The organism is Streptomyces yamdrokensis (assembly GCF_053890455.1).
Genome location: NZ_CM132679.1, coordinates 2,142,325 through 2,167,441, shown reverse-complemented (window position 1 = coordinate 2,167,441; position 25,117 = coordinate 2,142,325). Strand labels below are relative to the sequence as shown.

Annotated in this window: 24 protein-coding genes, 1 other RNA gene and 1 pseudogene; 13 read left to right on the top strand and 13 right to left on the bottom strand. The window is 72.0% G+C overall.

Going from position 1 to position 25,117, the window contains the following annotated elements:
- Nucleotides 1-133: 133 nt before the first annotated feature.
- Genes ACWZEH_RS09115 through ACWZEH_RS09105 form a run of 3 tightly spaced genes read left to right on the top strand, consistent with a single transcriptional unit; the run spans nt 134 to nt 3,113 of the window.
- Nucleotides 134-1,003, top strand: coding sequence for a Nif3-like dinuclear metal center hexameric protein (locus ACWZEH_RS09115; protein ID WP_456197269.1), 870 nt, complete (start codon nt 134-136; stop codon nt 1,001-1,003).
- A complete protein-coding gene (locus ACWZEH_RS09110; protein ID WP_456199514.1) occupies nt 1,000-1,743 on the top strand; it encodes a zinc ribbon domain-containing protein in 744 nt (247 codons plus the stop codon). Before ACWZEH_RS09115 ends, ACWZEH_RS09110 begins: the two co-directional genes overlap by 4 nt.
- Nucleotides 1,744-1,796: 53 nt before the next feature.
- Nucleotides 1,797-3,113, top strand: coding sequence for a bifunctional RNase H/acid phosphatase (locus ACWZEH_RS09105; protein ID WP_456197267.1), 1,317 nt, complete (start codon nt 1,797-1,799; stop codon nt 3,111-3,113).
- On the opposite strand, the gene eda is transcribed toward ACWZEH_RS09105, so the two are convergent.
- The 4 genes from eda to ACWZEH_RS09085 form a co-directional block, all read right to left on the bottom strand.
- On the bottom strand, nt 3,088-3,762 hold the full coding sequence (gene eda / locus ACWZEH_RS09100; protein WP_456197265.1) for a bifunctional 4-hydroxy-2-oxoglutarate aldolase/2-dehydro-3-deoxy-phosphogluconate aldolase: 675 nt from the start codon (nt 3,760-3,762) through the stop codon (nt 3,088-3,090). The genes ACWZEH_RS09105 and eda overlap by 26 nt on opposite strands.
- A gap of 78 nt (nt 3,763-3,840) precedes the next feature.
- On the bottom strand, nt 3,841-4,623 hold the full coding sequence (gene yaaA / locus ACWZEH_RS09095; RefSeq protein WP_456197263.1) for a peroxide stress protein YaaA: 783 nt from the start codon (nt 4,621-4,623) through the stop codon (nt 3,841-3,843).
- Nucleotides 4,624-4,645: 22 nt separating this feature from the next.
- Nucleotides 4,646-5,275: a hypothetical protein gene (locus tag ACWZEH_RS09090; RefSeq protein ID WP_456197261.1), complete on the bottom strand. Its 630-nt coding sequence runs from the start codon at nt 5,273-5,275 to the stop codon at nt 4,646-4,648.
- Nucleotides 5,272-6,069, bottom strand: a complete 798-nt coding sequence (locus ACWZEH_RS09085) for a MerR family transcriptional regulator (RefSeq protein WP_456197260.1) — start codon at nt 6,067-6,069, stop codon at nt 5,272-5,274. The genes ACWZEH_RS09090 and ACWZEH_RS09085 overlap by 4 nt, the downstream gene beginning before the upstream one ends.
- Before the next feature lie 164 nt (nt 6,070-6,233).
- Here ACWZEH_RS09085 and ACWZEH_RS09080 point away from each other — a divergent pair, with 164 nt between their 5' ends.
- Together ACWZEH_RS09080 and rnpB are read left to right on the top strand one after the other, a co-directional pair.
- Nucleotides 6,234-6,824: a Uma2 family endonuclease gene (locus tag ACWZEH_RS09080; protein WP_456197259.1), complete on the top strand. Its 591-nt coding sequence runs from the start codon at nt 6,234-6,236 to the stop codon at nt 6,822-6,824.
- A 429-nt stretch (nt 6,825-7,253) separates the two neighbouring features.
- An RNA gene (rnpB, locus tag ACWZEH_RS09075) (RNase P RNA component class A) lies at nt 7,254-7,655 on the top strand.
- A 144-nt stretch (nt 7,656-7,799) separates the two neighbouring features.
- Here the strand turns inward: rnpB and ACWZEH_RS09070 are convergent.
- The 4 genes and pseudogenes from ACWZEH_RS09070 to ACWZEH_RS09055 form a co-directional block, all read right to left on the bottom strand.
- Nucleotides 7,800-8,970, bottom strand: a pseudogene (locus tag ACWZEH_RS09070) (BREX-2 system ATPase PglY); the annotation flags it as partial.
- Nucleotides 8,971-9,245: 275 nt separating this feature from the next.
- The gene (locus ACWZEH_RS09065) at nt 9,246-9,803 is read right to left on the bottom strand and encodes a PIN domain-containing protein (protein ID WP_456197257.1); all 558 of its coding nucleotides are present in this window, start codon (nt 9,801-9,803) and stop codon (nt 9,246-9,248) included.
- Complete coding sequence (locus tag ACWZEH_RS09060; RefSeq protein WP_456197256.1) at nt 9,800-10,900, bottom strand: helix-turn-helix domain-containing protein; 1,101 nt, start codon at nt 10,898-10,900, stop codon at nt 9,800-9,802. The genes ACWZEH_RS09065 and ACWZEH_RS09060 overlap by 4 nt, the downstream gene beginning before the upstream one ends.
- Before the next feature lie 124 nt (nt 10,901-11,024).
- Entirely contained in the window at nt 11,025-11,246 is a 222-nt protein-coding gene (locus ACWZEH_RS09055) for a DUF397 domain-containing protein (RefSeq protein ID WP_456197254.1), read from the bottom strand.
- 219 nt (nt 11,247-11,465) lie between these two features.
- Between ACWZEH_RS09055 and ACWZEH_RS09050 the strand changes: the two genes are divergently transcribed.
- Nucleotides 11,466-13,205: a serine/threonine-protein kinase gene (locus ACWZEH_RS09050; protein WP_456197252.1), complete on the top strand. Its 1,740-nt coding sequence runs from the start codon at nt 11,466-11,468 to the stop codon at nt 13,203-13,205.
- Nucleotides 13,206-13,357: 152 nt separating this feature from the next.
- Here the strand turns inward: ACWZEH_RS09050 and ACWZEH_RS09045 are convergent, their stop codons facing one another.
- The 4 genes from ACWZEH_RS09045 to ACWZEH_RS09030 all read right to left on the bottom strand — a co-directional run bounded on the left by ACWZEH_RS09045 (nt 13,358) and on the right by ACWZEH_RS09030 (nt 16,617).
- Entirely contained in the window at nt 13,358-13,915 is a 558-nt protein-coding gene (locus tag ACWZEH_RS09045; RefSeq protein ID WP_456199512.1) for a TetR/AcrR family transcriptional regulator, read from the bottom strand.
- Between the two features lie 5 nt (nt 13,916-13,920).
- Nucleotides 13,921-14,283 (bottom strand): DUF1304 domain-containing protein, encoded by a 363-nt coding sequence (locus ACWZEH_RS09040; protein WP_384016738.1) that lies wholly within the window; start codon nt 14,281-14,283, stop codon nt 13,921-13,923.
- A gap of 465 nt (nt 14,284-14,748) precedes the next feature.
- Nucleotides 14,749-15,435, bottom strand: a complete 687-nt coding sequence (locus ACWZEH_RS09035; protein WP_456197250.1) for a response regulator transcription factor — start codon at nt 15,433-15,435, stop codon at nt 14,749-14,751.
- Nucleotides 15,436-16,617, bottom strand: a complete 1,182-nt coding sequence (locus ACWZEH_RS09030) for a sensor histidine kinase (protein WP_456197248.1) — start codon at nt 16,615-16,617, stop codon at nt 15,436-15,438.
- Nucleotides 16,618-16,806: 189 nt separating this feature from the next.
- Here ACWZEH_RS09030 and ACWZEH_RS09025 point away from each other — a divergent pair, with 189 nt between their 5' ends.
- From ACWZEH_RS09025 to ACWZEH_RS09015, 3 genes are all read left to right on the top strand, one after another.
- Nucleotides 16,807-17,082, top strand: a complete 276-nt coding sequence (locus ACWZEH_RS09025; protein WP_456197246.1) for a hypothetical protein — start codon at nt 16,807-16,809, stop codon at nt 17,080-17,082.
- 226 nt (nt 17,083-17,308) lie between these two features.
- Complete coding sequence (locus tag ACWZEH_RS09020; RefSeq protein ID WP_456197244.1) at nt 17,309-17,578, top strand: hypothetical protein; 270 nt, start codon at nt 17,309-17,311, stop codon at nt 17,576-17,578.
- Between the two features lie 12 nt (nt 17,579-17,590).
- On the top strand, nt 17,591-18,244 hold the full coding sequence (locus tag ACWZEH_RS09015; protein ID WP_456197242.1) for a hypothetical protein: 654 nt from the start codon (nt 17,591-17,593) through the stop codon (nt 18,242-18,244).
- 142 nt (nt 18,245-18,386) lie between these two features.
- On the opposite strand, the gene ACWZEH_RS09010 is transcribed toward ACWZEH_RS09015, so the two are convergent.
- Complete coding sequence (locus ACWZEH_RS09010; RefSeq protein ID WP_456197240.1) at nt 18,387-18,530, bottom strand: hypothetical protein; 144 nt, start codon at nt 18,528-18,530, stop codon at nt 18,387-18,389.
- A 489-nt stretch (nt 18,531-19,019) separates the two neighbouring features.
- Between ACWZEH_RS09010 and ACWZEH_RS09005 the strand changes: the two genes are divergently transcribed.
- The 4 genes from ACWZEH_RS09005 to ACWZEH_RS08990 all read left to right on the top strand — a co-directional run bounded on the left by ACWZEH_RS09005 (nt 19,020) and on the right by ACWZEH_RS08990 (nt 25,058).
- Complete coding sequence (locus ACWZEH_RS09005; RefSeq protein ID WP_456197239.1) at nt 19,020-19,751, top strand: DUF7873 family protein; 732 nt, start codon at nt 19,020-19,022, stop codon at nt 19,749-19,751.
- A 949-nt stretch (nt 19,752-20,700) separates the two neighbouring features.
- Nucleotides 20,701-21,183: a GNAT family N-acetyltransferase gene (locus tag ACWZEH_RS09000; protein WP_456197237.1), complete on the top strand. Its 483-nt coding sequence runs from the start codon at nt 20,701-20,703 to the stop codon at nt 21,181-21,183.
- Nucleotides 21,184-21,680: 497 nt separating this feature from the next.
- Complete coding sequence (locus ACWZEH_RS08995; protein ID WP_456197235.1) at nt 21,681-22,517, top strand: ABC transporter ATP-binding protein; 837 nt, start codon at nt 21,681-21,683, stop codon at nt 22,515-22,517.
- A gap of 3 nt (nt 22,518-22,520) precedes the next feature.
- A complete protein-coding gene (locus ACWZEH_RS08990; protein ID WP_456197233.1) occupies nt 22,521-25,058 on the top strand; it encodes an FtsX-like permease family protein in 2,538 nt (845 codons plus the stop codon).
- The last annotated feature ends 59 nt before the right edge of the window (nt 25,059-25,117 follow it).

The window sequence follows — 25,117 nt, the reverse complement described above, 5'->3', positions numbered from 1 at the left end:
CCCGCTTCACACATAAGGGTGTCCCAGGAACGATTCGCCTGAGGAAACGGAGGCGTATGTGCTGGCCGGGGCGGGCGCCGTTCCCCCACCCGCACCGGTACTCCTGCGGCATAGGGGCAGGTAGCCTTGCGTTGTGCCCCGTCTGTCTGAAGTCATCACCGCGCTGGAGAACCTGTGGCCCCCCGAGCGGGCCGAGTCCTGGGACGCGGTCGGCACCGTCACGGGCGACCCCGACCAAGAGGTCGGCCGGGTCCTGTTCGCGGTGGACCCCGTCCGGGAGATCGTCGACGAGGCGGTGAGGCTGGGCGCCGACCTGCTCGTCACCCACCACCCGCTCTACCTGCGCGGCACGACCACCGTCGCGGCCTCCACCGCCAAGGGCCGCGTGGTGCACAGGCTCATCAAGAACGACATCGCGCTGCACGTCGCCCACACCAACGCCGACACGGCCGACCCCGGCGTGAGCGACGCCCTGGCCGGCGCCCTGGACCTGCGCGTCGTACGGCCCCTGGTGCCGGACACCACGGACCCCGAGGGCCGCCGCGGGCTCGGCCGCGTCTGCGAACTGGACCACCCGCTGACCGTCCGCGAGCTCGCCGCCCGCGCCGCCGAGCGCCTGCCCCGCACCGCGCAGGGCATCCGCGTCGCCGGCGACCCCGAGGCGCTCGTGCGGAGGGTCGCCGTCAGCGGCGGTTCCGGCGACAGCCTCTTCGCCCACGTCCGGTCGGCCGGCGTGGACGCCTACCTCACCGCGGACCTGCGCCACCACCCGGCGTCGGAGTTCGCGGCGGAGCACGCGGCAGGCCGTTCGCCCGCGCTGCTCGACGCGGCGCACTGGGCCACCGAGTGGCCCTGGTGCGAGCTGGCCGCGGCCCAGCTCGACGCGATCTCCGACCGTCACGGATGGGGCCTGCGGGTCCATGTCTCCGCCACGGTCACCGACCCCTGGACCGCCCATGCGGCGGCGTCCTTCGAACCCGATACATCTGGAGCCCCCAACTGAACGCCGAGCCCGCCGACCAGATCAGACTCCTCGACGTCCAGGACTTCGACGTCCGCCTCCAGCAGCTCGCGCACAAGCGGAGGTCGCTCCCCGAGCACGCCGAGATCGAGTCGCTGACCCGGGACCTCGCCCAGCTGCGCGACCTGCACGTGGCCGCGCAGACCGAGGAGAGCGACTGCGCCCGCGAGCAGACCAAGGCCGAACAGGACGTGGACCAGGTGCGCCAGCGCGCCGCCCGCGACCAGAAGCGCCTCGACTCCGGCTCCGTCTCCTCGTCCAAGGACCTGGAGAACCTCCAGCGCGAGATCGTCTCCCTCGCCAAGCGCCAGGGCAACCTCGAGGACGTCGTCCTGGAGATCATGGAGCGCCGCGAGTCCGCGCAGGAGCGGGCCGGTGAACTGTCCGAGCGGGTCACCTCCGTCCAGTCGCGGATCGACGACGCGACCGCCCGCCGGGACGCGGCCTGCGCGGAGATCGACGGCGAGGCCGCCACGGTCACCAAGGAGCGCGCGGTCGTCGCCGGGTCGGTCCCCGCGGACCTGCTCAAGCTGTACGAGAAGCTGCGCGAGCAGCAGGGCGGCGTCGGCGCGGCGAAGCTGTACGCCCGCAGCTGCCAGGGCTGCCGCCAGGAACTCGCCATCACCGAGCTGAGCGAGATCCGCCAGGCCGCGCCCGACACCGTGGTGCGCTGCGAGAACTGCCGCCGCATCCTGGTCCGCACGTCGGAGTCGGGCCTGTAGGGGGATCCGAGGAGATCTGAGAAGACCCGAGGAGACCTGAGGAGATTTTCCCGGTGCGGGAGTTCATCGTCGAGGCGGACGGCGGATCGCGGGGCAACCCGGGACCCGCCGGCTACGGGGCCGTGGTCAGCGACGCGGCGACGGGGGAGACGCTGGCGGAGGCGGCCGAGTACCTCGGCGCCACCACGAACAACGTCGCCGAGTACTCGGGCCTGCTGGCCGGCCTGCGGGCCGCGCGTGAGCTGGACCCGAAGGCCGTGGTCCACGTCCGGATGGACTCCAAGCTCGTCGTCGAGCAGATGTCGGGCCGCTGGAAGATCAGACACCCCGCCATGAAGCCGCTGGCGGCCGAGGCGGCCCGCGTCTTCCCGCCGGGCCGGGTCACGTACGAGTGGATCCCGCGTGAGCGGAACAAACACGCGGACCGCCTGGCGAACGAGGCGATGGACGCGGGGCAGCGGGGCGAGCCGTGGAACGCGTCGGCCTCGCGGGCCGCGCTGGACACACCGACCGCGCGACCGGCCACACCCGAGCCGCCCGCGCCGTCCGGATCGCCCGGGGAGGCCGGAGCCCGGGGGGCGGATGCCGCCGGTGGGGAGGAGAGCGGTGCCCCTGCCGGAAGGGCCGCCGCTGACGTGCGGGCCGCGCAGGCCGTGGCCGCCCCCGGTACGGAGCCGGACACCGCCCGCGGTACCGGGCCGGCAACGGCTGCCACTCCCTCCTCGGGGTGGGCGCCCGCGGACATGGGGCCGCCGGCCACCTTCGTGCTCCTGCGGCACGGCGAGACCCCGCTCACCCCCCGGAAACGGTTCTCCGGCAGTGGCGGCAGCGACCCCTCCCTCTCCGACGTCGGCCGAGAGCAGGCCGAGCGGACCGCCGCGGCGCTCGCCCGGCGCGGCACGATCCAGGCGGTCGTCGCCTCCCCCCTCGCCCGCACCCGCGAGACCGCGGGCGTCGTCGCCGCCCGCCTGGGGCTCGAGGTCGCCGTCGACGACGGGCTGCGCGAGACCGACTTCGGTGCGTGGGAGGGCCTGACCTTCGCCGAGGTGCGCGAGCGCCACCCCGACGACCTGAACGCCTGGCTCTCCTCCCCGGACGCCGAACCCACCGGCGGCGGCGAGAGCTTCGCGGCCACCGCGACCCGGATCACGGCCGCCCGGGACCGGCTGGTCGCCGCGTACGCGGGCCGCACGGTCCTGCTCGTCACCCACGTGACCCCGATCAAGACCCTGATCCGGCTCGCCCTGGGCGCCCCGCCCGAGGCCCTGTTCCGGATGGAACTGTCGGCGGCCTCGCTCTCGACGGTGGCGTACTACGCCGACGGCAACGCCAGCGTCCGCCTCTTCAACGAGACGTCCCACCTGCGGTGAGGTCCGCCGCCGCGCGGGCCAGCCGCTCGACCCGGGACCAGTCGCGCGCCGCCACCGCGTCCGCCGGGAGCATCCAACTCCCTCCGACACAGGCGACGTTGGGCAGCGCGAGATAGTCCGGCGCGGAGTCAGGACCGATCCCTCCGGTCGGGCAGAAACGGGCCTGCGGAAGCGGCCCGGCGATCGCCTTCAGATACGCCGTGCCGCCCGCGGCCCGCGCCGGGAAGAACTTCATCTCCCGCACCCCGCGCTCCAGCAGTGCCACGACCTCCGACACCGTCGACACCCCCGGCAGGAACGGCACCCCGGACGCCCGCATCGACTCCAGCAGGACGTCCGTCCAGCCCGGACTGACCAGGAACCGCGCCCCGGCCGCCACCATCTCGCGCACCTGCCCCGGCGTGATCACCGTGCCGGCCCCGACCACCGCGTCCGGCACCTCGGCGGCGATCGCGCGGACGGCGTCCAGGGCGGCGGGTGTCCGCAGGGTCACCTCGATCGCGGGCAGCCCGCCGGCGACCAGCGCCCGCGCCAGCGGTACGGCGTCGGCGGCGTCCTCGACCACGACGACCGGCACGACGGGCGCGAGATCCAGTACGGAGGCGGTGACGGCGGGAGCGGGAGCCGGCGGGGGCAGGGGTGAGCTCATGGCGTCATCCTGCCCGCGGCGAAGCATTATGCGCAAAGGGCGTTGCGCATAATGCAACACCCGGGGTTCTGGTGGTCGTCAGTGCACCTCGTCCACCAGCACGTCCAGCGCCCACGGCGTCCCCGCACGGCCCGGCGCCCGCGCCTCCACCACGTACCCGAGGTCCCGCAACGCCTCGACCAGCCCGGCGGGATCCTTCGGCGCGGCCCCGTCCGTCAGAAGAGCGCGCACGATCCGCCCCTTGGTCGCCTTGTTGAAATGGCTGACCACCTTCCGGGTCGGCGCGTGCAGCACCCGCACGGTCGCCGTCCGGGCGGCCACCTCGCCCTTCGGCTTCCACGCCGTCGCGTACGCCGCCGACCGCAGGTCCAGCACCAGGCCGCCGCCGGCCGCCTTTGGCAGCACCGAGGCCATCGGCGTACGCCAGTACGCGCCCAGCGCCCCGAGCCCCGGCAGCCGTACGCCCATCGAGCAACGGTAGGAGGGAATCCGGTCGGTGACCCGGACCGCACCCCACAGCCCCGAGAACACCAGCAGCGAGCGGGCGGCCCCGCGCCTGGCGGCCGCGTCGAGGGAGGCCAGGTCCAGGGCGTCGTAGAGCACCCCGGTGTAGATCTCCCCGGCGGGCCGGGCCCCGGCGGTCCGCAGCTCCAGGTTCTTCGCGACCTCGCCCCGCAGCCCCTCGCTCAGCCCCAGCACCTCGCGCGCCTTGTCCTCGTCGGCGGCGCACAGCTCCACCAGCTCGGCGAGGACGGCCTCCCGGGCGCCGGCCAGCCCCGGCAGCGACAGGGACTCGGGCTTCAGCGGGGCGCCGCGGCCGGAAGGGGCCTTGCCTTCGGACGGCGGCAGCAGGACAAGCACGCGGTACTCCTCACGGTAGAGCTCAGCCGCCAGGGTACGGGGCCGGGTCCTGCGCCCGATCGGCCCACCGCCCCGTGGCCAGCGCCCGGACCAGCACGTCGGACGCGTCGGCGTGGAACCGCACGAGGCGCACGTCCCGGCGCCGCCCGAGGAAGGTGACGTGGGTGACCGGCTCCGTGAGTTCCAGCGTGACCGTGGTCTGCGAGCCGACCTCGAGGTTCAGTTCCCCGTCGGCCCGCTCATGGCTCATCCGCAGCTCACGCCGTACGGAGGCGATCCGCTCCAGAGGTATCCGCAGGTCGACGTGGACGGCCCGGCGGATCCGCAGCGTGCCGGAGTCCGGGTCCAGCACGTGGGGCCGTACGACGTTCGCGGCGTGCAGCGCGACGACGAACACGACGGTGTACACGTCCAGGAACAGCACCACCGCGTGGACGGCCGGCCAGTCGAGCAGCAGTACCGACAACGCCACCGTCTCGACGACGCACACGAACGCGAACCCGAACATGACCGCGCCCTGCCCCCGCGCGTACCCGAAGGCCGTCCCGCCCCCGACGCCATGCGTCCGCCGCGCCAGCCACAGCGCGAGGCTCACCATCAACCGCAGCTCATGCCGGACAAGGGCCCGGCCCACCCGCACGCCGCCGGTCATGTCGTCAGCTCCGTCCGTTCCGTCAGCTCCGTCCGTTCCGTCCGCTCCTCCGTGATGATCCGCAGGGTCCGGCGGATCGCCTCCGCCTGGGCCGGGGGAAAGTCCGCGTACATGGCGCGCAGGAAACCGTTGTCCTGGTCGAGCGAGGGTGCCCCCTCCGGGAGCAGGCCGGCGGGCAGGCACTCGGCGAGGACGCGGGCCGCCTCGTCCACGCGGGGGTCGTCCGGTTCGGCGTCGGCGAGTTCGTCGAGCAGCGCGTAGGCGGCGAGCACGCGCTCCACCCCGCCCGGCACCTTCATGAACCCGGTGAGCAGGCCCATCAGCCGCTCCCGCTGCTCCGGGGGTGCCGCGGTCTCGACGAGGGCGAGCATCTCGCGGTCCCTGGCGGCCATGGGGGAGTCGGACAGACCCGCCACCTCCCGGAACAGCGCGGCCAGCTCGGGGGAGACGGGCCCCTCGGTGGTCGGCCCGCCCTTGGTCTCCAGCAACGCCCGCAGCCGCGCCCGGCGGTCCCGGATCGCCGCCTCCTGCCGTGCCAGGTCCTCGTCCAGCTCGGTCAGGACCTCGACGAGGTCCTTGCCGGCGTCGTCCGCGAGCACGTCCCGCACCTCGGCCAGCCCGAGCCCCAGCTCGGTCAGCCGTCTGATCCGCGCCAGCACGACGGCGTGCCGCAGCGTGTAGTCCCGGTACCCGTTGGCCCGCCGCTCCGGCTCCGGCAGCAGCCCCAGATGGTGGTAGTGCCGCACGGCCCGCGTGGTGACACCGACGGCCGCGGCGAGTTCTCCGATCCGCATGTCCCCAGTAGAGACGTTGACGTCGCGGCAGGGTCAAGCCGGCGGCCGTGGCATCTGACGAGGGCCGTGATCCTGTGCCACGATCGAGTGGACGATTCCCGATATCACGGACAGGTGATCAGCCGATGTCCCAGTCTGACGGGCGACAGAAGGAGGGGCGTGACATGACTGCCATGGCCCACGAGCCGCTCACGCAGGAAGACGTCCTGCTGGAGGGCTTTCTCGCCCTGGACACCCCGGAAGGTTTCCGGGCGGAGCTGATCGAGGGAGAGATCGTTGTGACGCCGCCGCCGGACGGGGATCACGAGGATTACATCGGACTGATCGTGGAGCAGGTGCTCGAGCGTTCCCGGATCAGGATGCAGTTCTCCGGGAACAAGGGGCTGAAGCTGCGGAGCGGTGGTGGCTGCCCGAAGGACCGCCTGATCCCGGACGGCACTTTCGCCCCAAGGGAGCTACGGCTCTACCGGGGAGCCGATTCCTGGATGCCCTGTGACGGGGTCGCCCTGGTCCTTGAGGTGACCTCCTCCAAGCCGAAGGCCGACCGCGAGACCAAACGCCGCTGCTACGCACGGGGCGGCATCCCCCTCTACCTCCTCGTCGACCGCGAAGCCTCCTCGATCACCCTGTTCAGCGCCCCGGAACGCGACGACTACCGCGATGACTACCGGGAGGTCTGCACCCGCCCTCTGGGGAAGACCCTGTCCCTCCCCGCCCCCTTCGCATTCGACCTGGACACCGCCGACTTCCTCTGATCCCCTGCGGCCGGGCGTGGTGCGCAGGGTGACCGCGGTGGTCCTGGCCGCGGCGCCGAGAGCCTGTCCGCCCGGCGGCCGAAGGCCGTGACGAGGGCCCGTTCGTACTGGCCGGCGGTGAAGGGGGAACCGATCGCGTCGTGGGCCATCCCGACGAACAGCCGGTGCTCGTCCCTGGTGGCCCCCGTCATCAGCGGGACGCGGGGGAAGCGGCCTGCCCTCAGCGCCTTCTCCGGCAGTTCCGGCAGCACGTCGGTGCCGAAGGCGAACGTCTGGAGGGCGTTCATGATGTGCGGGCGAGCCCCTGACGGCGACGGGTGCCGGCCGCGTTCGCCCTGATCCTCACCGGCCCGGTCCCGGTCCCGGTCCCGGCCACGGCCGCCGCGCCGAAGCCCCGCCCGCGCCCGGTACCATGGTCGGCACGGCAGACGAGCCGGGCGGACGGCCGCGTGGAGTCCCTTGCGGGACTTCCCGAGGAACGTCCGGGCTCCACAGGGCAGGGTGATGGCTAACGGCCACCCGGGGTGACCCGCGGGACAGTGCCACAGAAAACAGACCGCCGAGGGCTCCGGCCCCCGGTAAGGGTGAAACGGTGGTGTAAGAGACCACCAGCGCCTGAGGCGACTCAGGCGGCTAGGTAAACCCCACCCGGAGCAAGGTCAAAAGGAAACACCCCGGTGTTTCTGCGCGGATGTTCGAGGGCTGCCCGCCCGAGTCCGCGGGTGGACCGCACGAGGCCGGCGGCAACGCCGGCCCTAGATGGATGGCCGTCTCCCCGGCCGCCGCGAGGCGACCGGGCGACAGAACCCGGCGTACAGCCCGACTCGTCTGCCATCGGGGCCCCGACCTGCTTTTGTTGCCTGGTCGGGGCCTCTTTGCGGGCCTGGACACGCCAGGCTTCCACCTGCGAGTTCGCGGGAGCTGCCCGCGGAGGGGCGCAGTCGTTGCGCACTGCGGCACGGAGGGCCGGGCGGCGGCCTCCGCGTCCTTGGGCCTCAGGAGACGGGCGTGGGCGAGCTGCGGGAGGTTGCGGTCCTCCAGCGTGATCTTGTCGAAGCGCCCGGAAGCCAGGTTCAGACTGTCCTGGATGGCGGTCTCGGCGGCCCCCGGAGACCTCCTGGCCGACCAGTTCCCGCAGATCCCGCTGCCGTGCGATGAACGACACGATCGGGACGGCTCGGCGCGAGTCGGCACCCTCGATGAAGTTGGTGATCCTGTCGGCTTCGCGGGAGACGAACTTCTGGTCGTGGATGTGGTTGGCGAGCCAGAGGATCAGCTCGTCCATGAAGAGGATCAGCCCGTCGTACCCCAGCGACTTCGCGTGCTCGGCGATGACGGCGAGGCCGGCGTCGAGCGAGATGAAGCCGTGCTCGTCCTTGGCGGCGTTCTGCGCGAAGCCGGGGAACCAGCCGGTGCTCGCGTCGTGCACCAGCTTGGCCCGCAGCTCGGCCGGGGTGGTCGGGTTGACCAGGTTCAGGCCGGCCTCGGCGCCGTCCAGTTCCTCGGCGGCGAGGGCGGTGTCGAGGAGCGCCGGGGTCCAGGCGAAGGAGTCACCCCACTCGTCGTCGGCGTCGACGGCGTCCCCGCCGGACGCGGCTCCGGCGAGCCCTTCGACGAACTGCTCGTCGCCCATGCGGTCCCGCAGCGCGCGGATGTCCGCGAAGAGGGAGTCGGTCCGGTAGACCTGCGGAGTGGGCGCCTTGACGTGGCTGACGTACCCACCGAGCACCCGCTGCTCCAGGTACTTGGCCCCGAGCATGTGGTACGGCACGAGCAGGAACTACTTCGCGTCGGTGCTCAGCCACTCGTGCTTGGCCAGCACCGGATCGAAGTCGGTCCGGGCGCGTGCGGCCTCGTCGCCCCGGAGCAGGGCGTGCAGCACGGCCATGAAGTGCGACTTACCGGAACCGAACGAGCCGTGCAGGTACGCGGCCTTCGATGTCCGCCCGTCCAGCGCGGTCCTGATCAGACTCAGCGCCTCGTCGAAGTTCTCGAGGAGGCGTTCGGTGACGACGTAGTCCCGCAGCGCCCGCTCGGCGCCCTCCTTCGTGACGGCCTCGGCCGGCTTCAGGACGAAGTCGGACGTGGAGACGGACGTCTTGATGTCGATGACATCGCGGAGGAGGGGGCTGTGGCGGCGGTGGATGCCATCTGTGTCTCGCGCGTCTCCTGCTTTTCGTGTACTGCGTCTACGTCCACCGGGCAGCGCGGCGCGTCCCCCGTCGACCGGGAGGGCGGGCGATGACCGGCACCGCACGCTGCCCGGAAGCACCGTCCGCCACTGTGCACACGTGGGAACGGCCTTCGCCCGTATCGGGCGGGTCCGGCACGGGTCATGTGCGTGCAGAGGACGAGGGAGGGGAACGGTCCGGCCTCCGGATACTCAAGTGAGTCATAGTAAGAAGAATGTGAGTAAGAGGCTCACAGCAATCCGTTCTTCCTTGCCCACTCGAGGAAACCGCCGTGAGTGCACGGGTAGCGTGCACCTGACGCGAGCAGCGCGTCGACCAGGGTGGACGCCACGTATTCCGTTGCGCGGCCGTCCCGCACCCCCTCCGCGATCACCCGGAGCACACCCCACGCGGTGAGGCCCCCGGCGCGCGCCGCCTTGCGCGCGTCCAGGTCGTCGACCACCGGGACCGCGCCGTGCACGTCGGCCCAGGCGAGCACGGTTGCCTCACCGTGGTTGGACTTCTGCCCGGAGACGCGTTCCATCCACCGCACCAGTGCGGTGAGCTCGGCGAGACCGTCCACGTGCTGGACCTCGAGCCAGCCCAGGCCCGAGATGTCCAGGTCGTAGTGGCGCAGTTCCTCGATGACCGCGGTCGTGGTGACATTGCGGCGGGGTAACCCCCGGCATCCGGCGGCGAGGTCCGTCAAGGTGTCCATGCGTCCGGCTTTGATGGCGTGGTGCAGCGGCGACGTGTCCCATACGAGGAGCTGTCCGGCCGTACTCGTTCCCTCCCCCTGCACGCTCACGGCCCGACGTCCTCCAGGTTCTGCTCCGGCAACTCGTTTTCCCGCAGGGCGCCGTACAGCAACTCGACCGTGCGCGCCGCCGACACCGCCCCGGCCTTCCAGGCGGCCAGGACCGCCTGTCGCCAAGCCGTTCCGGTGGCGCCCGTTTCGAGATCCGGGACGGGCTCGGCACCACGGACTGCCAGGAAGTCGCCGCGTACCGGCGTATCGGCCTTGAGATGGCGAGCGTCGCGCGTGCCCACCAGCCCGAGCCCCCGTGCCCTCGCCACGGTGGCCGACCAGGAGATCCGGTAATCGGCGGCGATACCGATCAGGGTTTCCCTGGGGGACACACCCAGGCTGACTGCTTGCTTGTAGACGGAGTCGAATTCGTCCTCGGGTAGCAGGAACTCCCCGGCGAAGTCGTCGATGGCCTGTTCCCGCTCGTCCCGGCTCGCGGACACCTCCGCATCGCTGTGGTATTCGTCCCGCAGGAGATGGTGGCCGAGCTCGTGGGCGGCGGTCCAGCGTCGGCGGCCCGGGGCTGAGTGGCCGCTGATCACGCTGACCCCGTAGGTGTCCAGCAGGAGCGAAGCGCCCTCGGCGGGTACCGGAGCGACGGTCAGATAGAGGCCGAAGCGTTCGGCCACTGAGGCCATCGGCCCCAGTGGCCCTGGAGGAATGCCGGCCACTCGTCGCGCTTCACATGCCAGCGCGGTCGGATCGGCCTCGGTGCAGCCGAGCAGATCGTCCAGGTGGGGCGGGATGAGGAAACCCTCCGCCACCAGCCACTTCGCGTTGCGTGCGTGTTCCTCCAGCCGGATGTCCAGCCGATAGCCGGCACGTGTGGCCGCGTCGGCGGGGGAGTCGAGCGTCTTACGGCGGGAGACGAGCGCTGCGGGTGGCTGGGTGAGGAAGTGTGCGGGCGGTGCGTCCAGAGTTTCGGCGATCCGGAAGAGCTCGAGCGCGGACACCTTGCGCTCGCCCTGTTCCATGCGCACCACCGCAGTGCGGTCGACCCCTATGCGTGAGGCCAGCTCGCCCTGGCTCAACCCGGCGGACTCCCGGGTCTGGGCGATACGGCTGCCGATCTCTGCCCAGCTCTGCACGGTCTCCATGTGTGCAATTTTCGCACATCTGGGGGTCGTGTCGAGCCGGCTGTGGCCGACTGGGCACGAAGGAGTGAAGGAGGAGGGCGTCGGTAGGGCCGCCAGTGGGGCGCGCGCTGCGGTGGTGGCCTGCTCAGCCGAGGTGGGTGACGAACGCATACCAGGCGTGGGGGGTGAAGGTGATCACGGGTCCGGTGGGGCGCTTGCTGTCGCGGACGGGGATGAGGGTGGGGATGCCGTCGGCGATCTCGACGCAGTTGCCCTGCCCGCCGCTGTAGCTGCTGGCGCGCCATGCCCGTCCTCGTTCCGGGCAGCCGCACCGGGGCAGCCGGCGGACGTGGTGGTGATCGTCCACGCCGAACCCGGCGGACTCGGACCCGTGCCGCGTTTGTCCAGCACCAAGGGCCTTGACGCTGTGGGTTGTTGGGGAATGGATTCGAGTAGGGTGTCGGTGATGTTGACATCGCCTCTCTTTCTGCCCGGATCTGGCGCGGGCCTGTCCGTTTGTGGCGCTATGGAGGCCGCGACGGTCGTCAAGGGCCGGGCGTAGTAGCGAAGGGGATGTGAGGGACCGGTGCTGTCCGGTATTCCTGATCGGCGGGCGGACCAGGGCTCCGGACGTCTGATCGCCGGCCGTTATCTGCTGCACGACATGCTCGGCAGGGGCGGCATGGGCACCGTCTGGCGGGCGCACGACCAGCTGCTGGACCGTCAGGTCGCCGCCAAGGAGCTGCACATCGCCGCCGACGGCGACGAGGAGTACCGGGTGCGCATGCGCCGCGCGGTCCGTGAGGCGCGTGCCGTCGCCCGGGTGCCGCACCCCCATGTGATCGGTGTCCACGACCTGGTCGAGTACGAGGACCGGCTCTGGATCGTCATGGAGCTCGTGCAGGGGCCCTCGCTCGCCGACCACGTCGCCGGGTCCGGGCCCCTCACCCCGCAGTACACCGCGGCCCTCGGCCTCCAGCTGCTCGACGCGCTCGGGGCCGTTCACGTCGCAGGGACACTGCACCGTGACGTCAAGCCGGGCAACGTGCTGCTCCGTCCGGACGGCGGTGCCGTGCTCACCGACTTCGGCATCGCCGCCCTGGACGACGGCGAGTTCCTCACCTCGACCGGCCAACTCGTCGGCTCCATCGAGTACATGGCTCCGGAGCGGGCGCTGGCGCAGGAGTCCGGGCCCGAGTCCGACCTGTGGTCGCTGGGCGCGACCCTGGTCACGGTCTGCGGCGGGCAGTCCCCCTTCCGCCGGCCCGCGTACCCCGCGACGCTGCACGCGGTCGTGTACGACGAGCCCGTGCTCCCCGAGCGGCTCGGCCCGCTCCGCCCCGTCGTCGAGGCACTGCTGCGCAAGGCGCCGGGCGCGCGTCCTGCCGCCGGGGACGTGGCGGCCGCCCTGAGGCGGGTCGCGGCGGGGGAGACGGACATCGGTCCGCTGCCCGCGGCCGATCCCGGTGCGGCCCAATCCACGGTGGGATCCATCGGCACGGCCGGGTCCGCGGGCGGTGCCGTGAACGGCGCGGACACCGTCCCCAGCCCGCACCGGCAGCCCGTCCGGGCGGGAGACACCCTGCTCGTGCCCGCGGGCGGAGCCGGGGACGGAGCCGGGGACGGGGCCGGGAGCACCGCGGTCCACACCGCCATGCCGGTGTCCGCGCGGCGCCGGCTGGGGCGCCGTCGGCCGGGGCGCCGCCGGAAGTGGCTGGGACCGGTACTCGCCGGTGCCGCCGTGCTCGTCGTGGGGGTGGGCGGCGGGCTGTTCCTCGTGGGCGCGCCGCCGTTCCAGGACAAGGAGCAGGGGCGGGAGGAGAAGGCGGTCGCCCAGGGGCAGGAGAAGGCGAACGACCAGGCGAACGCCCGGGAGCAGGAGCAGGACAAGGAGCAGGAGAAGGGCGCGAAACTTCCCGCGGTGACCTCCGCCGAGCAGGTCGTGGGGGCCGACGTGGGCTGGCAGCCGGTGAAGGCGGCGGTGGTCCGGGAGGGCGACAGCGTCACCGTGCGGTTCCGGGAGGGCGAGTGGACGGTCGACAGCAACTCCATGCCCATGACCGGGCCCACCGGCTACGACGCGGAGAACGACCGGAAGCTGGAGTTCGCGGAGCACTGCAAGGTCGACCCCGAGGCGCCGTTCGGCACCCTGCTGACGCGCCTGTCCGGTGCCCAGGACGCGCAGGTCCGTCCCGTCGGGGACGCCGTCACCTTCCAGGCGGCCGGCGACGGCATGGTCGAACTGCGCGTCAACGACGACGAAGGCTGCCTCCAGGACAACCAGGGCGAGCTGACCGTGTCCGTGGAGGTCACCCGCACCCCGTGACGGGGCCCCGCCGTCCGCTCCCGTCCGTCAGCCCCGCGCCCGGGGGCCGGTCACCCGAAGGGAGTGCGCGGCACGTGCGACCCCTGCGGCCGACCGGTCGCGCGTGCCGCGACCTCAGGGCAGCACGACAGCAGCACGCACGTCATGTCCGATCAGGGCAGGGGAGTGCGGTGCAGGTTGATGAGCAGACGCCAGACCCGCTGCGCGATCTCGGTGGGCGTGGCCTCGATGGAGCCGTGCAGCCAGTCGGCGAGAACTCCGGCGAAGGTCGCGGCCACGGCCGAGGCGACCAGGTCCGGCTCCGGCGCACCGGCCAGGGCGCGCTCGGTGCGGCTACGGGCGCGCAGATCCTGGTGGAGTACACGGCCGAGGGGGCCGCTGCCGCCCGGGCGCAGCAGCTCCCGGTAGAGCCCGGCGTGCGGGGCGAGACGGTCGAAGAAGGCAAGCAGGGCGGGCGGAGGGCTCTCGGGATCGGGTGTGCCGCGCCACGCGTGCAGGGCGTCCACGGCTTCGCGGACGATATCGGCGCACACGTCGACGGCGAGCGCCTCCAGGTCGGCGTAGTGGAGGTAGAAGGTGGCGCGGCCGACTCCCGCCCGGCGCACCAGGGCGGCGACGCTGACCTCCGCCAACGGCCGGTGGGCGCACTCCTCGAGCAGTGCCCGGCCCAGCTTGGCCCGCGTCCGTGCCGTACGGGGGTCCGCTTGCACGTCAGTCACCGGGCGAGCAGAACGGCGGCGAGCGCCAGGGCCCCGGGCACTGCCTGGGCCATGAGGATCCGCCGGTTGGTGGTCAGGCCGCCGTACAGTCCGGCGACGAGCACGCAGACGAGGAAGAAGACCTGGACCCGGAACCCGGTCGGATCCTCCGCGATCAGAGCCCAGATCAGCCCGGCGGCCAGGAACCCGTTGTAGAGGCCCTGGTTCGCGGCGAGCGGGGCAGTGGCACGGGCCATGGCCGCGTCGAAGCCGGAGAGCTTGCGGCCCGGCCCCCTCTCCCACAGGAACATCTCCAGAACCAGGAAGTACGCGTGCAGCGCGGCCACCAGCCCCACCAACACGTTCGCGGTCGTCTCCATCGGGTATCCCCATCTCCAGGCATCATGGACAGGTGTCCACCATACATGGACATCTGTCCATGAAATCTGGATGGGACCGCGGCCGCGGCCGAAGCCGCAGCCGTGTCCGTTGTGTCGAACGTGGATACGAACACGCTCGTCCGTCGCCAGTTGTCGCCGGCCGCACGAACCTGCCCCACCCCAGGGCGGCCCCGTTCTCCCGGGCGGGCGTCCGCGCGGGGCGGCGTAGCGCGAAGCCGTACCAGGAGCATGGGTACGGGCAGCCCAAGGAGGCCTGGAGGCGACTGAGTTCGCCGGAAGCCTTCCCGGAGGAGCGCAAGGTGCCGGACGGCTGTATGAGCTCACCTCTTTTGGCGAGTCGCCGGGAGCGGACGAGGGGCGGGCGATGCCGGTGAGGGCCGGGAAGTGGCCGGCTTCGCGTTCATGGCGGTGGTGCAGGCGCCGGCGCCCTCTGCGCCGGGCCGGTCATTCCTCCGCGTCGCGGACCAGGAGTGCGATCTGCACCCGGTTCTCGACCGCCAGCTTGGCGAACAGGTTGCCTGTGTGCGCTTTGACGGTCGCGACGCCGATGTGCAGCCGCTCGGCGATCTCCGGGTTGCCCAGCCCGTCCGCGATGGCCCGAGCGGTATCGAGTTCTCGTTCGGTCAGTGTGGACAGCTGCTTCCGCGCGGCTTCGCGGGACGAGCTGCGGACGTGAGAGGAGCGCGGGCCGGTGGCAGCGGCGATCACCCGTGCCGTGGCCGCCGGGGACAGTACGGGGTTGCCGTCCGCGACCGACCGCACCGCGTCGAGGATCCGCGACGGCTGGGTGTCCTTGAGGACGAACCCGAGTGCTCCGGCGCGCAGTGCGCCGAGCACCAGATCGTCGGAGTCGAACGTGGTCAGCATGAGCACCCGGGGCGGCGCCGGACGGGTGAGGAGCTCCCGGGTCGCACTGAGACCGTCACGGCCGGGCATCCGCACGTCCATCAGCACGACGTCCGGCCGCTGCTCGTCCACCACGGTGATCGCGGCGTCCCCGTCGGCCGCCTCCGCGACGACGGTCAGGTCCGGTTCGCCGTCGACGACGAGCCGCAGCGCCATGCGCACCAGCTGTTCGTCGTCGACGATGACGACACGCACCGGCTCCACCGGCTCCCGCTCGCTGTCCACTCAGGTTCTCTTTTCGTGGGTGGGATTCGGCCAGGGTAGTTGCGCGGTGAGGACGTACCCGTTGCCGGGTGTGGGGTGGTGGTCGAGTTTTCCGCCGGCGAGGTCGACCCGTTCGGTGAGGCCGAGCAGGCCGAATCCCGATGCCGGTGGTCGCGCGGTTCTCGTGGTGGCCGGGGAATTGTGGACGCTGACGTGGAGTCCGCCGCCCGTTGTCCCCTCGAGGACGACGTGTACGCGTGCGCCCGGTGCGTGTTTGGCGGCGTTGGTCAGTCCTTCCTGGACGATCCGGTAGCAGGTCCGTCCGACGGCGTCGGGCGGTGTTCCCGTCACGGTGGTGGTGAGCGTGATGTCCACTCCGGATGTGCGGGCGTCGGCCACCAGGTCGGGGATGTGATCGAGGGAGGGTTGTGGTGGTTCCGGGCGGCCCGGGTCGGCCCGGAGTACACCGAGGACATCCCGTAGTTCTTCCAGGGCCTGGTGGGAGCCCTCGGCAATGCCGCGGACCAGCATGCGGTTCTCCTCGGCTCTGAGGTCGCTGCGGTGATCCAGCACTCCGGCCTGCATGGCGACCAGGGAGATCCGGTGCGCGAGCACGTCGTGCATCTCGCGGGCGATCCGGTTGCGTTCCAGGGCCCGTGCCTGCGCCGCTCGTGCGGTCTGTTCACGTTCCGCGCTCTCCGCCCGGTCCCGCAAGGACCGCACTTCGACGCGCCGTGCCCCGATGGCCATGCCCATGGCCACCGCGATGCCCGCGATCAGTGCCGGGAACGCGAGCTGGTACCACAACAGGCCGGGCGAGCTCTGGACCGGGTAGAATCCGCCGGCGAACTGCGACGCGGTCACGAAGGCCAGAGCGACGACCCCGATCTCCACCGGACGACGACGCGTGGAGATCGAAACCAGCGCCAGGAACGCGGCGCCGGAAGCGAGTGCTGACGCGGTCGAGGCGATCACGACCGTCATGGCGACGGCGAGCGGGAACCGCCGCCGCCACAGAAGCGCCGTCAGGCAGCCGAGAGCCACCAGCGGATCACCGATGACGAACCACGAACCCGCTTCGTCCGTCCGCCCCCGCAGCAACACACCGATGGACAGCCAGAGCGGTATCCCCACTGCCGCGGCCGCACCCAGCCGCCATGTCTGCTGCCACCACCCGAGCCGAGGCGCTGCGTCCGTGTTCACCCGGCCATTGTCGCGAAGCCGTGCGGCCGGTGAGTCGGACCGCGGGATGATGCGCCCCCGACCAGAGTCGGATCACCGCCCCGCCTTTAGTCGAAGGCGTTGCGAGCCGCCGGGCTGATGTGTCTGCCGCACCGCACGGACAGACTCGTTCACGTGCCGAGACAAGCGAACACCAGACGGAGAAACGCGATGCGCAAGGGCGGCTATACGGCCCTTGAGGCGGTCGGCATGGTGATCACAGCCCTGGCCGCCCAAGGGATGATCCGCGCTCTGCTCAACCAGGGCTCCGAGCCGCTGTGGGGCATCCTCAACCGGGTCCCCGGCGGCCCCACCGGCCGGATGGTCCTCCTCGGATTCATCGCGCTCGTCGCACTGGTGTCCGGTGGCTGGGCACACACCCGCCGGGCACCGGACACCGAGCGGGCCGGTGGTTCCGGGGGAATCCGCAGCCGGGAAACGGCCTGACGCCATCCGGGACGACGGCCTCGCTCCTACGACACCACCGGAAGAACGCCGAGAGACAGCCACGGGCAAGGGCGGACGGCCCCTGACGCACGGTCTGGGACCGGTCGTCATGGCGGGACGCGGCCAGACGGTGGTGGTGGCCTGTCCGACCACGGCACGCAACCAGCGGTGGGCGTTTCGAACCCGCGTTCCGGTGCCCCCGTGCGCCCTTTCAGGAGGACACCAGATGCACACGTCCCTGTCCCCCGCTCTCGCCGCCACCGCACTGGCGGCGACCATGATTCCGGGCGTGCCGGTGGCGACGGCGCCGGACACCGTGCGGTGGGGCCCGTGCCCGGAGGAGGTCGCCTCGCCCCGTCCGGAGTGCTCGACGCTGGAGGTCCCATTGGACTACCGGGATCCGGACGGCAGGCAGAACGACGCGGTGACGGAATTCCTGACCACCGGGCAGTGCCCGGCGCAGGACCTCGCCCGCGCGACGGAACCGAGCGAGTAGGGGAGCGGAGTCATGTTCAAGGAGTGGCGGCGGCGTCGGGCCGTGCAGCGGGTCAGGTCCGGGGACGGGCGAGCGCTGAAGCGTTTCCGCTGGTGGCAGTCGACTTTCCGCGCACTGTTCTACCTTCGGCTGACGAACGACGACGGCCGGCAGACGGTCTACGCCGTCGACGTCCGGCATGGGCAGAACCAGTCGTCCGGCGGGGTCAAAGCCCACCTGTACCTCGACGGCAGGCAACACGCCCAGTCCAGACTGCCTGCCGTCTTCCCCGTCCAAGGCGGCATCGTCGAAGTAAGGATGAGCGCCTTCGGGCTCAAGCGCTGCCACTACGTCACCGCCCAGGGAACCGAGCACCAACTCGTCCCGGACCCCCACTCCGCCGAAGGGCGCCGCGCGCACCTCGACCGCGCGCACCCCGCACTGAGCCGCTGGATCGGTTCCCTCTCGGCGATCGTGCTCGTCATCTCCCTGGCACTCCTCGTCTCACAGCTCATCGAACCGGTCACCCAGGTGCCGCCCGTCGCCGAGCGCATCGGGACGTTCACCTCGCCCATTGATCTGCCGGCATGGCTCAACGTCACGATCGGGGCCGGTGCTGCGGTGGCCAGCATGGAGCGGGCGCTGCGGCTGCGCCACAGCCGGCTGCTCGACGGCGGGGCGGGCTGAGTGACCGCGGGGAATTCCGGCTCGGTGGAGCTGGACGACGGGTGTGGGCGTTCTCCTACGGGGCGGAGCCGGTTCCGGCGGCGCGAGGCCGGAAGGACCGCGGCCCGCCGCCCCCCGCTCGGAAGATCCTCCCGCAAGGAGTTCATCCGCCACCGCTGCCGTCCCCGTCGCCGTTCTCCCCTCCGTTTCCGGGACTCACGACCGCTGTCGTGGTCGCCGCCCCGTCATCGCCGCCGGGGGCCGCCCTCGTCCCCGGCGTGCCGTCCGCACCCGTGCGTTCCGTCATGGATCACCGCCTCCTCCGCGACAACGCCCGCCCGGGGGCATCGTCACGCAGCGCGCTTGGTACTCGTGGAGGCACCGCGCGTACAGACGGTTCGCGTCGGTGCGTCACCGCTGGTCATGCTGCGTCACCAAAGGTGTCATGACCTGTATGAATGGAAATCCCCTCGGCCCCATCGGCATGGCCCGACTCACCACCCGCACACCTCGCTCGACCACCCCTCAGCACACGACCCCGCTCACGGACCGACCCTTCGCGACGCGCTTCACCTCCACACCGCGCGGAGCCCATCCCGCCCCGCCCCCACGGACCCATGGGCGAAGCCCACGGCGCTCAGGTCCTCGACAGCGGCTCCGTGACCGCCGGGGCCGTGTCCTGGCCCCGCCCTCGTTTCCCCGGGTTCCCGGGGGACCGCCGTCCGGGTCGCCGGAAAATGCGGCGACGGGAGCGGGGAGGACCGGCTAGGTTCCTGAGTGTTCTCAGGGGGATCACATGACCAGGCTGAACCAGATCATCGCCGTCGAAAAAGGCGTCAAGAGCAAGGCCGTCCAGGACGTCAACGGGGCGCACCAGAAGGTGCAGAAGCCGGCGCTGCTCGCCGGGATCTCGCGTACGTACCAGCCCAAGGACGAGGAGGGCGAGCAGTTGCCGCCCGAGTCCACGCGGGTGCAGGTGCAGGGTGAGGACGTGCTGCGCGAGATGGCGGCCTCGCTGACCCGGCTGTTCGACGTGACGGCGACCAAGGACTGGGCGAACTGCGCGGCCCGCGCGGACGTCACCGTCGAGGGGCGGACCGTCCTCGCCGAAGTCCCGGTCGGCTACCTCCTCTTCCTGGAGAAGCAGCTCACCGAGCTGCACGCCTTCGTCCGGAAGCTCCCGACACTCGACGCGGCCGAGTCCTGGTCCCACGACCCGTCCACGGACTGGTGGAAGACGGACCCGGTCCGCACGATCCGTACGAAGAAGGTCCCCCGCAACCACGTCAAGGCCGAGGCGACCGAGAAGCACCCGGCGCAGGTCGAGGTGTACTACGAGGACGTGCCCATCGGGTACTGGACGACCGTGAAGTTCTCCGGGGCGCTTCCGGCGCGGCGGGTGAACGAGCTGGTGGAGCGGGTCGAGAAGCTCCAGCAGGCGGTCAAGTTCGCCCGCGAGGAGGCCAACGCCACCGAGGTCACCGACCAGCGGGCCGGCGACGCGGTGTTCGGCTACCTGTTCGGCTGACGCCGGGCCTGTGTAGCCTCCATGATCGCCCCCGCGTGCGAGCGCGGGGGTGCGCGACGGCGCGGGCCGGACTTGAGGACCGGTTCGCGCGACGAGCGCAAGCTGAAACTGACGTTCAGCCTGAAGAAGCGGCTCTCCGACGCGAAGGCGTGGAGGCCGCGGTCAATCTCAGACTCTCGCTCCAGTCTCAGCATCGCCGCCGATCGCCGGAACGACCGAGGAAGGACGACTGCCGTCGGATGCGAGTTCAATTCTCGCCTGCACCTCTTGCCCGGTGCGGTAGTTCAAAGGCAGAACACGACGGCCTGATGACTGATCCTCCCTCTTAAACGCGCCGGCGTGCGCACTCAGGTGGCATCCCCAGGAGCCCGGGAGCTGGATACGACTCCCGGGCTCCGTCACGTCCGGGGCCGGGGCGGAGCCGAACCCTGCCTGATCGGCGAACAGGCCTTCACCGTTCTGCGCTTTCACCCTGGCCCGGCTCGCCGGCCAGGTCTCCTCACGCCGGACACGGACTGCTTCCGTGCCCTGCTCGGCGGACCGCTTGTCCGGACGCCGGAGGGCCGGCCCCCAGCGCTTGAGGTACGTGCCCACCCCGAGTCCGGCCCTCTACGGCACAGCCGAGGCAATGACCCGGTACCGGATGCACCCACGGATCACCCACCGGGGCCCCTGGCTGGAGCAACCGACCGAGGACCGAACTCAAACGGCCCCGCAGATCGGTTCGCGCCTCCCAACGCGTAATGTGCCTTAACCGTTGGCACCTATTACCCGTGGAGGGCATATGGATACCGGGATCGTGCGGGCCTGGGTCGAAGGCTGGGCCACTTCGCGCGGGGCCGCCCCTCCGGTGGAAGAGCCCTGGGGATTCACAGTCGACGTCGGACTCCCCAGGCAGGTGACCCGACACGTCTTACCCAACGCCGACGAGACGCTCGTCCGCGGGCTCATGGAGACGACCACGGCGTCCGGCACCTGGCTCAAGGTACTCGCAGCCCCGGAGACCGTGTCCCCCTGGCTCACACCCGCATGGACTTTTGACGCCCCCGGCTTCCTGATGTCGACCACCCTGCACCCCTCCGCGACGCACCTCCCCGCCGGCTACCAACTGCGCACCTGGAGCCGAGGTGATGTCACCCGCGCCCTCATCCGCGACCTGGACGGGGCCTATGCCGCCCACGGCCAGGTCGCCGGCCCTTCCCGCGCCGGCTCCGTCGTGTTCGACCAGATAGAGACCGCGCCTGCTCACCGTCGCCAAGGCCTGGGACGGGCGGTCATGCACACCCTGGCCAACGCGGCGATCACGGCGGGCGCCCGGACCGGGGTGCTCGCCGCAACGATTGAGGGGCAGGGCCTTTACAAGTCGCTCGGCTGGGTCGCACACGCACCACTCACCGGCGTCTTCCTCGCGTCAGCCGACGCCGGGCGATGAACGACAGGCCAAGGCCTCGCCGATTGTCAAGGTGCTGTTTTCGGGGCTGGGGCCCGTCGATGTCGTATGCGCATCCCGGCTGGGACTCGTGACCGGCTTGCTGTGAAGGCGGTGCCCAGACGGCGGAGACGGGCCTGTGGAGAGTCGCGGGGCTGTCCGCGGATCCGGTGTGGTGGCCCTGTCGGATTCCTCGCCGTGGGGCGTCGGCCTGTTCGGCACACAGGTATGAGGTTCCTGCACTTCCGTCATGGCGCTCCCGGGTTCGTTCCCGGGCCTGCGCTTCACGGAGGGACGGTCCATGAGATCAAGCTCACGCGCAGGTCCGATGACGCCGGTTCCGGGTCTTCCGTCTCCCGGGCCGCTTGTGGAAGGGGGTCCGGTCCGGTGGTGGTGCCTGCGCCACCACCGGACGGGTCACTGGCGGGATGGGTTGGCGCGGGCGTGGGTTCTAGCGTCGTGGTGTTCCGCTTCGTGCCCTGCCCGGAAGGCGTTTCACCATGTCAGTGACCTCGGCCGACTTCGCCGTCAGCCTCGACCGTGTACGGAAGACGTACGGCGGTGATCAGCCGGTGGTGGCGTTGGACGACGTCGACGTCCGCTTCGCCCGGGGCACGGCGACCGCGGTGATGGGGCCGTCCGGCTCCGGGAAGAGCACGCTGCTGCACTGCGCGGCCGGGCTGGACCGGCCCGACGCGGGGACGGTCCGGATCGGGGCCACCGATCTCGCGTCGATGTCGGAGAAGCGGCTGACCGAACTGCGCCGCAGCCGGATCGGCTTCGTGTTCCAGGCGTTCAACCTCGTCGGCGCCCTGAACGTGGAGCAGAACATCCTGCTGCCCTCGCGGCTGTCCGGGCAGCGGCCGGACCCGGCGTGGGTCGCCGAGGTCGTCGCCCGGGTCGGCCTCGGCGACCGGCTGCGGCACCGGCCCTCGCAACTGTCCGGCGGCCAGCAGCAGCGGGTCGCGATCGCGCGGGCGCTGGTCACCCGCCCCGAGGTGATCTTCTGCGACGAGCCCACCGGCGCCCTCGACACCCGTACCGCGGCCGAAGTCCTGTCGCTGCTGCGGTCGGTGGTCGACCAGACCGGGCAGACCGTCGTCATGGTGACCCACGACCCGGTCGCCGCGTCCTACGCGGACCGGGTCGTCGTTCTCGCCGACGGGCGGGTCGTGCGGGACATGCCGCAGCCCGGAGCCGAGCGGATCGCCGAGCAACTGGCCCACCTCGGCCGCCCCCAGTCCGCCGCGTCGTCCGTCGTGCCGTCTGCCGAGCCGTTCGCCGCGCAGGCCTTCGCGCAGGCCGCCGCCCGGCCCGCCGTGCGCCGGGAGGGCTGACCCGTGCTCACTCTGGCCGCGCAGATGCTGCGCCACCGCAAGGGAAGCTTCGTGGCGACGTTCGTCGCCCTCGCCGCCGGCGTCGCCGTCCTCATGGCGTGCGCGCTGCTCGTGGAGTCCGGCCGGCGCTACCACGGCCAGCCGCAGCGGTACGCGGGGACGGTCGCCGTCGTCGCCGACCGGGACCTGACCGTGTCCGCCGAGATGTTCGGCGAGACCGAGTACACCACCGTCACGCTGCCCGAACGCGGCAGCGTACCCGCGTCGTTGGCCGACAGGATCGCCGCCGTGCCCGGCGTGGACCGCGCCGTCGGCGACCGCTTTCTCGCCGTCACCGCCGTGAGCGCCCCAAACGTGCCGGCCACCGGCCACGGCTGGGCGAGCGCAGCCCTCGCCCCGTACCGGACGGTCGAGGGAAGCCCGCCCCGCTCCGACGGGGAGATCGCCGTCGACGCCCGCCTCCTCGCCGGCACCGGGCTCGGCCCCGGCGACTCCACGCGGATCATCACCGGGGGAGCGAGCCGTGCGTACCGGATCAGCGGGATCGTGGAGGCGGAGGGTGATCCGGACGCCACGGGCAGCGCGGCGCTCTTCTTCACCGACGCGCACGCCGCCCGTCTCGACCCGCACCCCGAACGCTTCGACGCCGTCGGAGTCCTCGCCGCACCCGGCGCCGACCGCGACGCCCTCCTCGCCGGCGTCCGCGAGGTGACCGCCGAGGCCGGGGCGACGACCTACACCGGCGACGACCGGGGCCTGGCCGAACAGCCCGACGCCAGGGCCGCGCGGGACTTCACCCTGCAGGCCGGCGGTGCCTTCGGCGGCTACGCCGCGATGATCATCGGCTTCGTCGTCGCCGGCACCGTCGGCCTCTCCGTACGGCACCGCCGCCGCGACCTCGCCCTGCTCCGCGCCGTCGCCGCGACCCCCGGCCAGGTACGGCGGATGATCCTCGGCGAGGTCGGCCTGCTCGCGATCCTCGCCGCGGTCGTCGGCGTTCCCCTCGGGCTCGTCGCCACCGGACGGATCCGCGACGAACTCGTCGCCCGCGCCTTCGTCCCCGACGGCTTCACCGTGCAGGGCGGCCTGCTGTCCGGCGCGGCGGTCACCGTCGCCGTCGCCGCCGTGGCACTGGCCTCCGCCTGGATCGCCGCACTGCGCACCACCCGCATCCGGCCCACCGAAGCGCTCGGCGAGGCCGCCGTCGAAGCCGGCCCCGGCAGCAGGGCACGGGTGGTCACCGGCCTGGTGTTCCTCGCCGGGGCCGTGTCCCTGATCGGCTTCACCGGCGCCACCGACGGCCAGACCGCCCTCACCGCAGCGGTCGGCATGCTCTACACGTTCGTCCTGGCCATCGCCCTGCTGGCCCCCTGGATCAACCAGGCCGCCGCCCGGCTCCTCGGCCCCGTACTGCGGGTCGTCTGGGGCAACAGCGGCTACCTCGCCGCCGCGAACCTGCGCGCCAACGCCCGGGGCACGGTCGCCGTCCTCACCGCGCTCGTGCTCTCCGTCGGCTTCGGCGGCTCCGTCTGGTTCCTCCAGGACAACCTCCAGCGCCAGACCGTCGTCCAGAGCCGCGACGGCACCCTCGCCCAGCACGCGCTGGTCGCCGGCACCGGCCTGCCCGCGTCCGCCACCGCGAAGGCCCGCCGCATCCCCGGCGTGGTCGCCGCGACGGGCGTGCGCCGTACCTCGGTCGTCGTGCCGAACGACCTGGGAGCCCAGGCCGTCGTCGCGCAGGGCATCGACCCGCGGGGCGCCGAACGCACCCTGGACCTGAGGGTACGGTCGGGCAGCCTCGCCGGCCTCGCGAAGGACACCGTCGCGGTGTCCACCGCCCAGGCGGACGCGGCCGGCTGGGAACTCGGCACCGCGGCCCGGCTGTGGCTCGGCGACGGCACCCCCGTCACCCTGGAGGTCGTCGCCCTGTACGAGCGCGGCTGGGGCTTCGGCGACGTCACCCTCCACACCCGGACCCTCACCGGGCACACCGTCACCGGACTCGACGACCAGGTCCTCGTCCGCACCGCCCCACACGCCGGCGCCGACACCCGCGAGGCCCTGGCCGACCTCGCCGGCCGCCACCCGGCCGCCTCCGTCGTCGGCACGGACACCCTCACCGGCGAACTCGCCCAGGACCTGGCCGTCAGCGGCTGGCTCAACAAACTGCTCATCGCCGTCCTCGTCGGCTACGCGGCGCTCGCCGCCGCCAACACCCTGATCATGGCGGCCCTCGCCCGGGCCAGGGAACTGTCCCTGCTGCGCCTGGTCGGCGTCACCCGCGGCCAGGTCAAGCGGATGGTCCACGCCGAACAGGCCGGCCTGCTCGGCGTGGCGCTCCTCATCGGCGGGACGATCGCCGCCGTCACCCTCACCTCGGTCGTCAACGCCGTCGCCGGACAGCGCATCCCGTACGTCCCGGCCGGCGGCTGGATCGCCGTCGTCGGCGGCACCGTCGCGCTCGCGCTGATCGCCACGATGCTGCCCGTCGGCCGGCTCCTGCGCACCCCGCCGGTCCAGGGCATCGGCATCCGCGAGTGAGGACGGGGAGGGAGGGGACGGCAGGCACGGCAGGTTGAGCCGGAACCCGTGACCGGGCT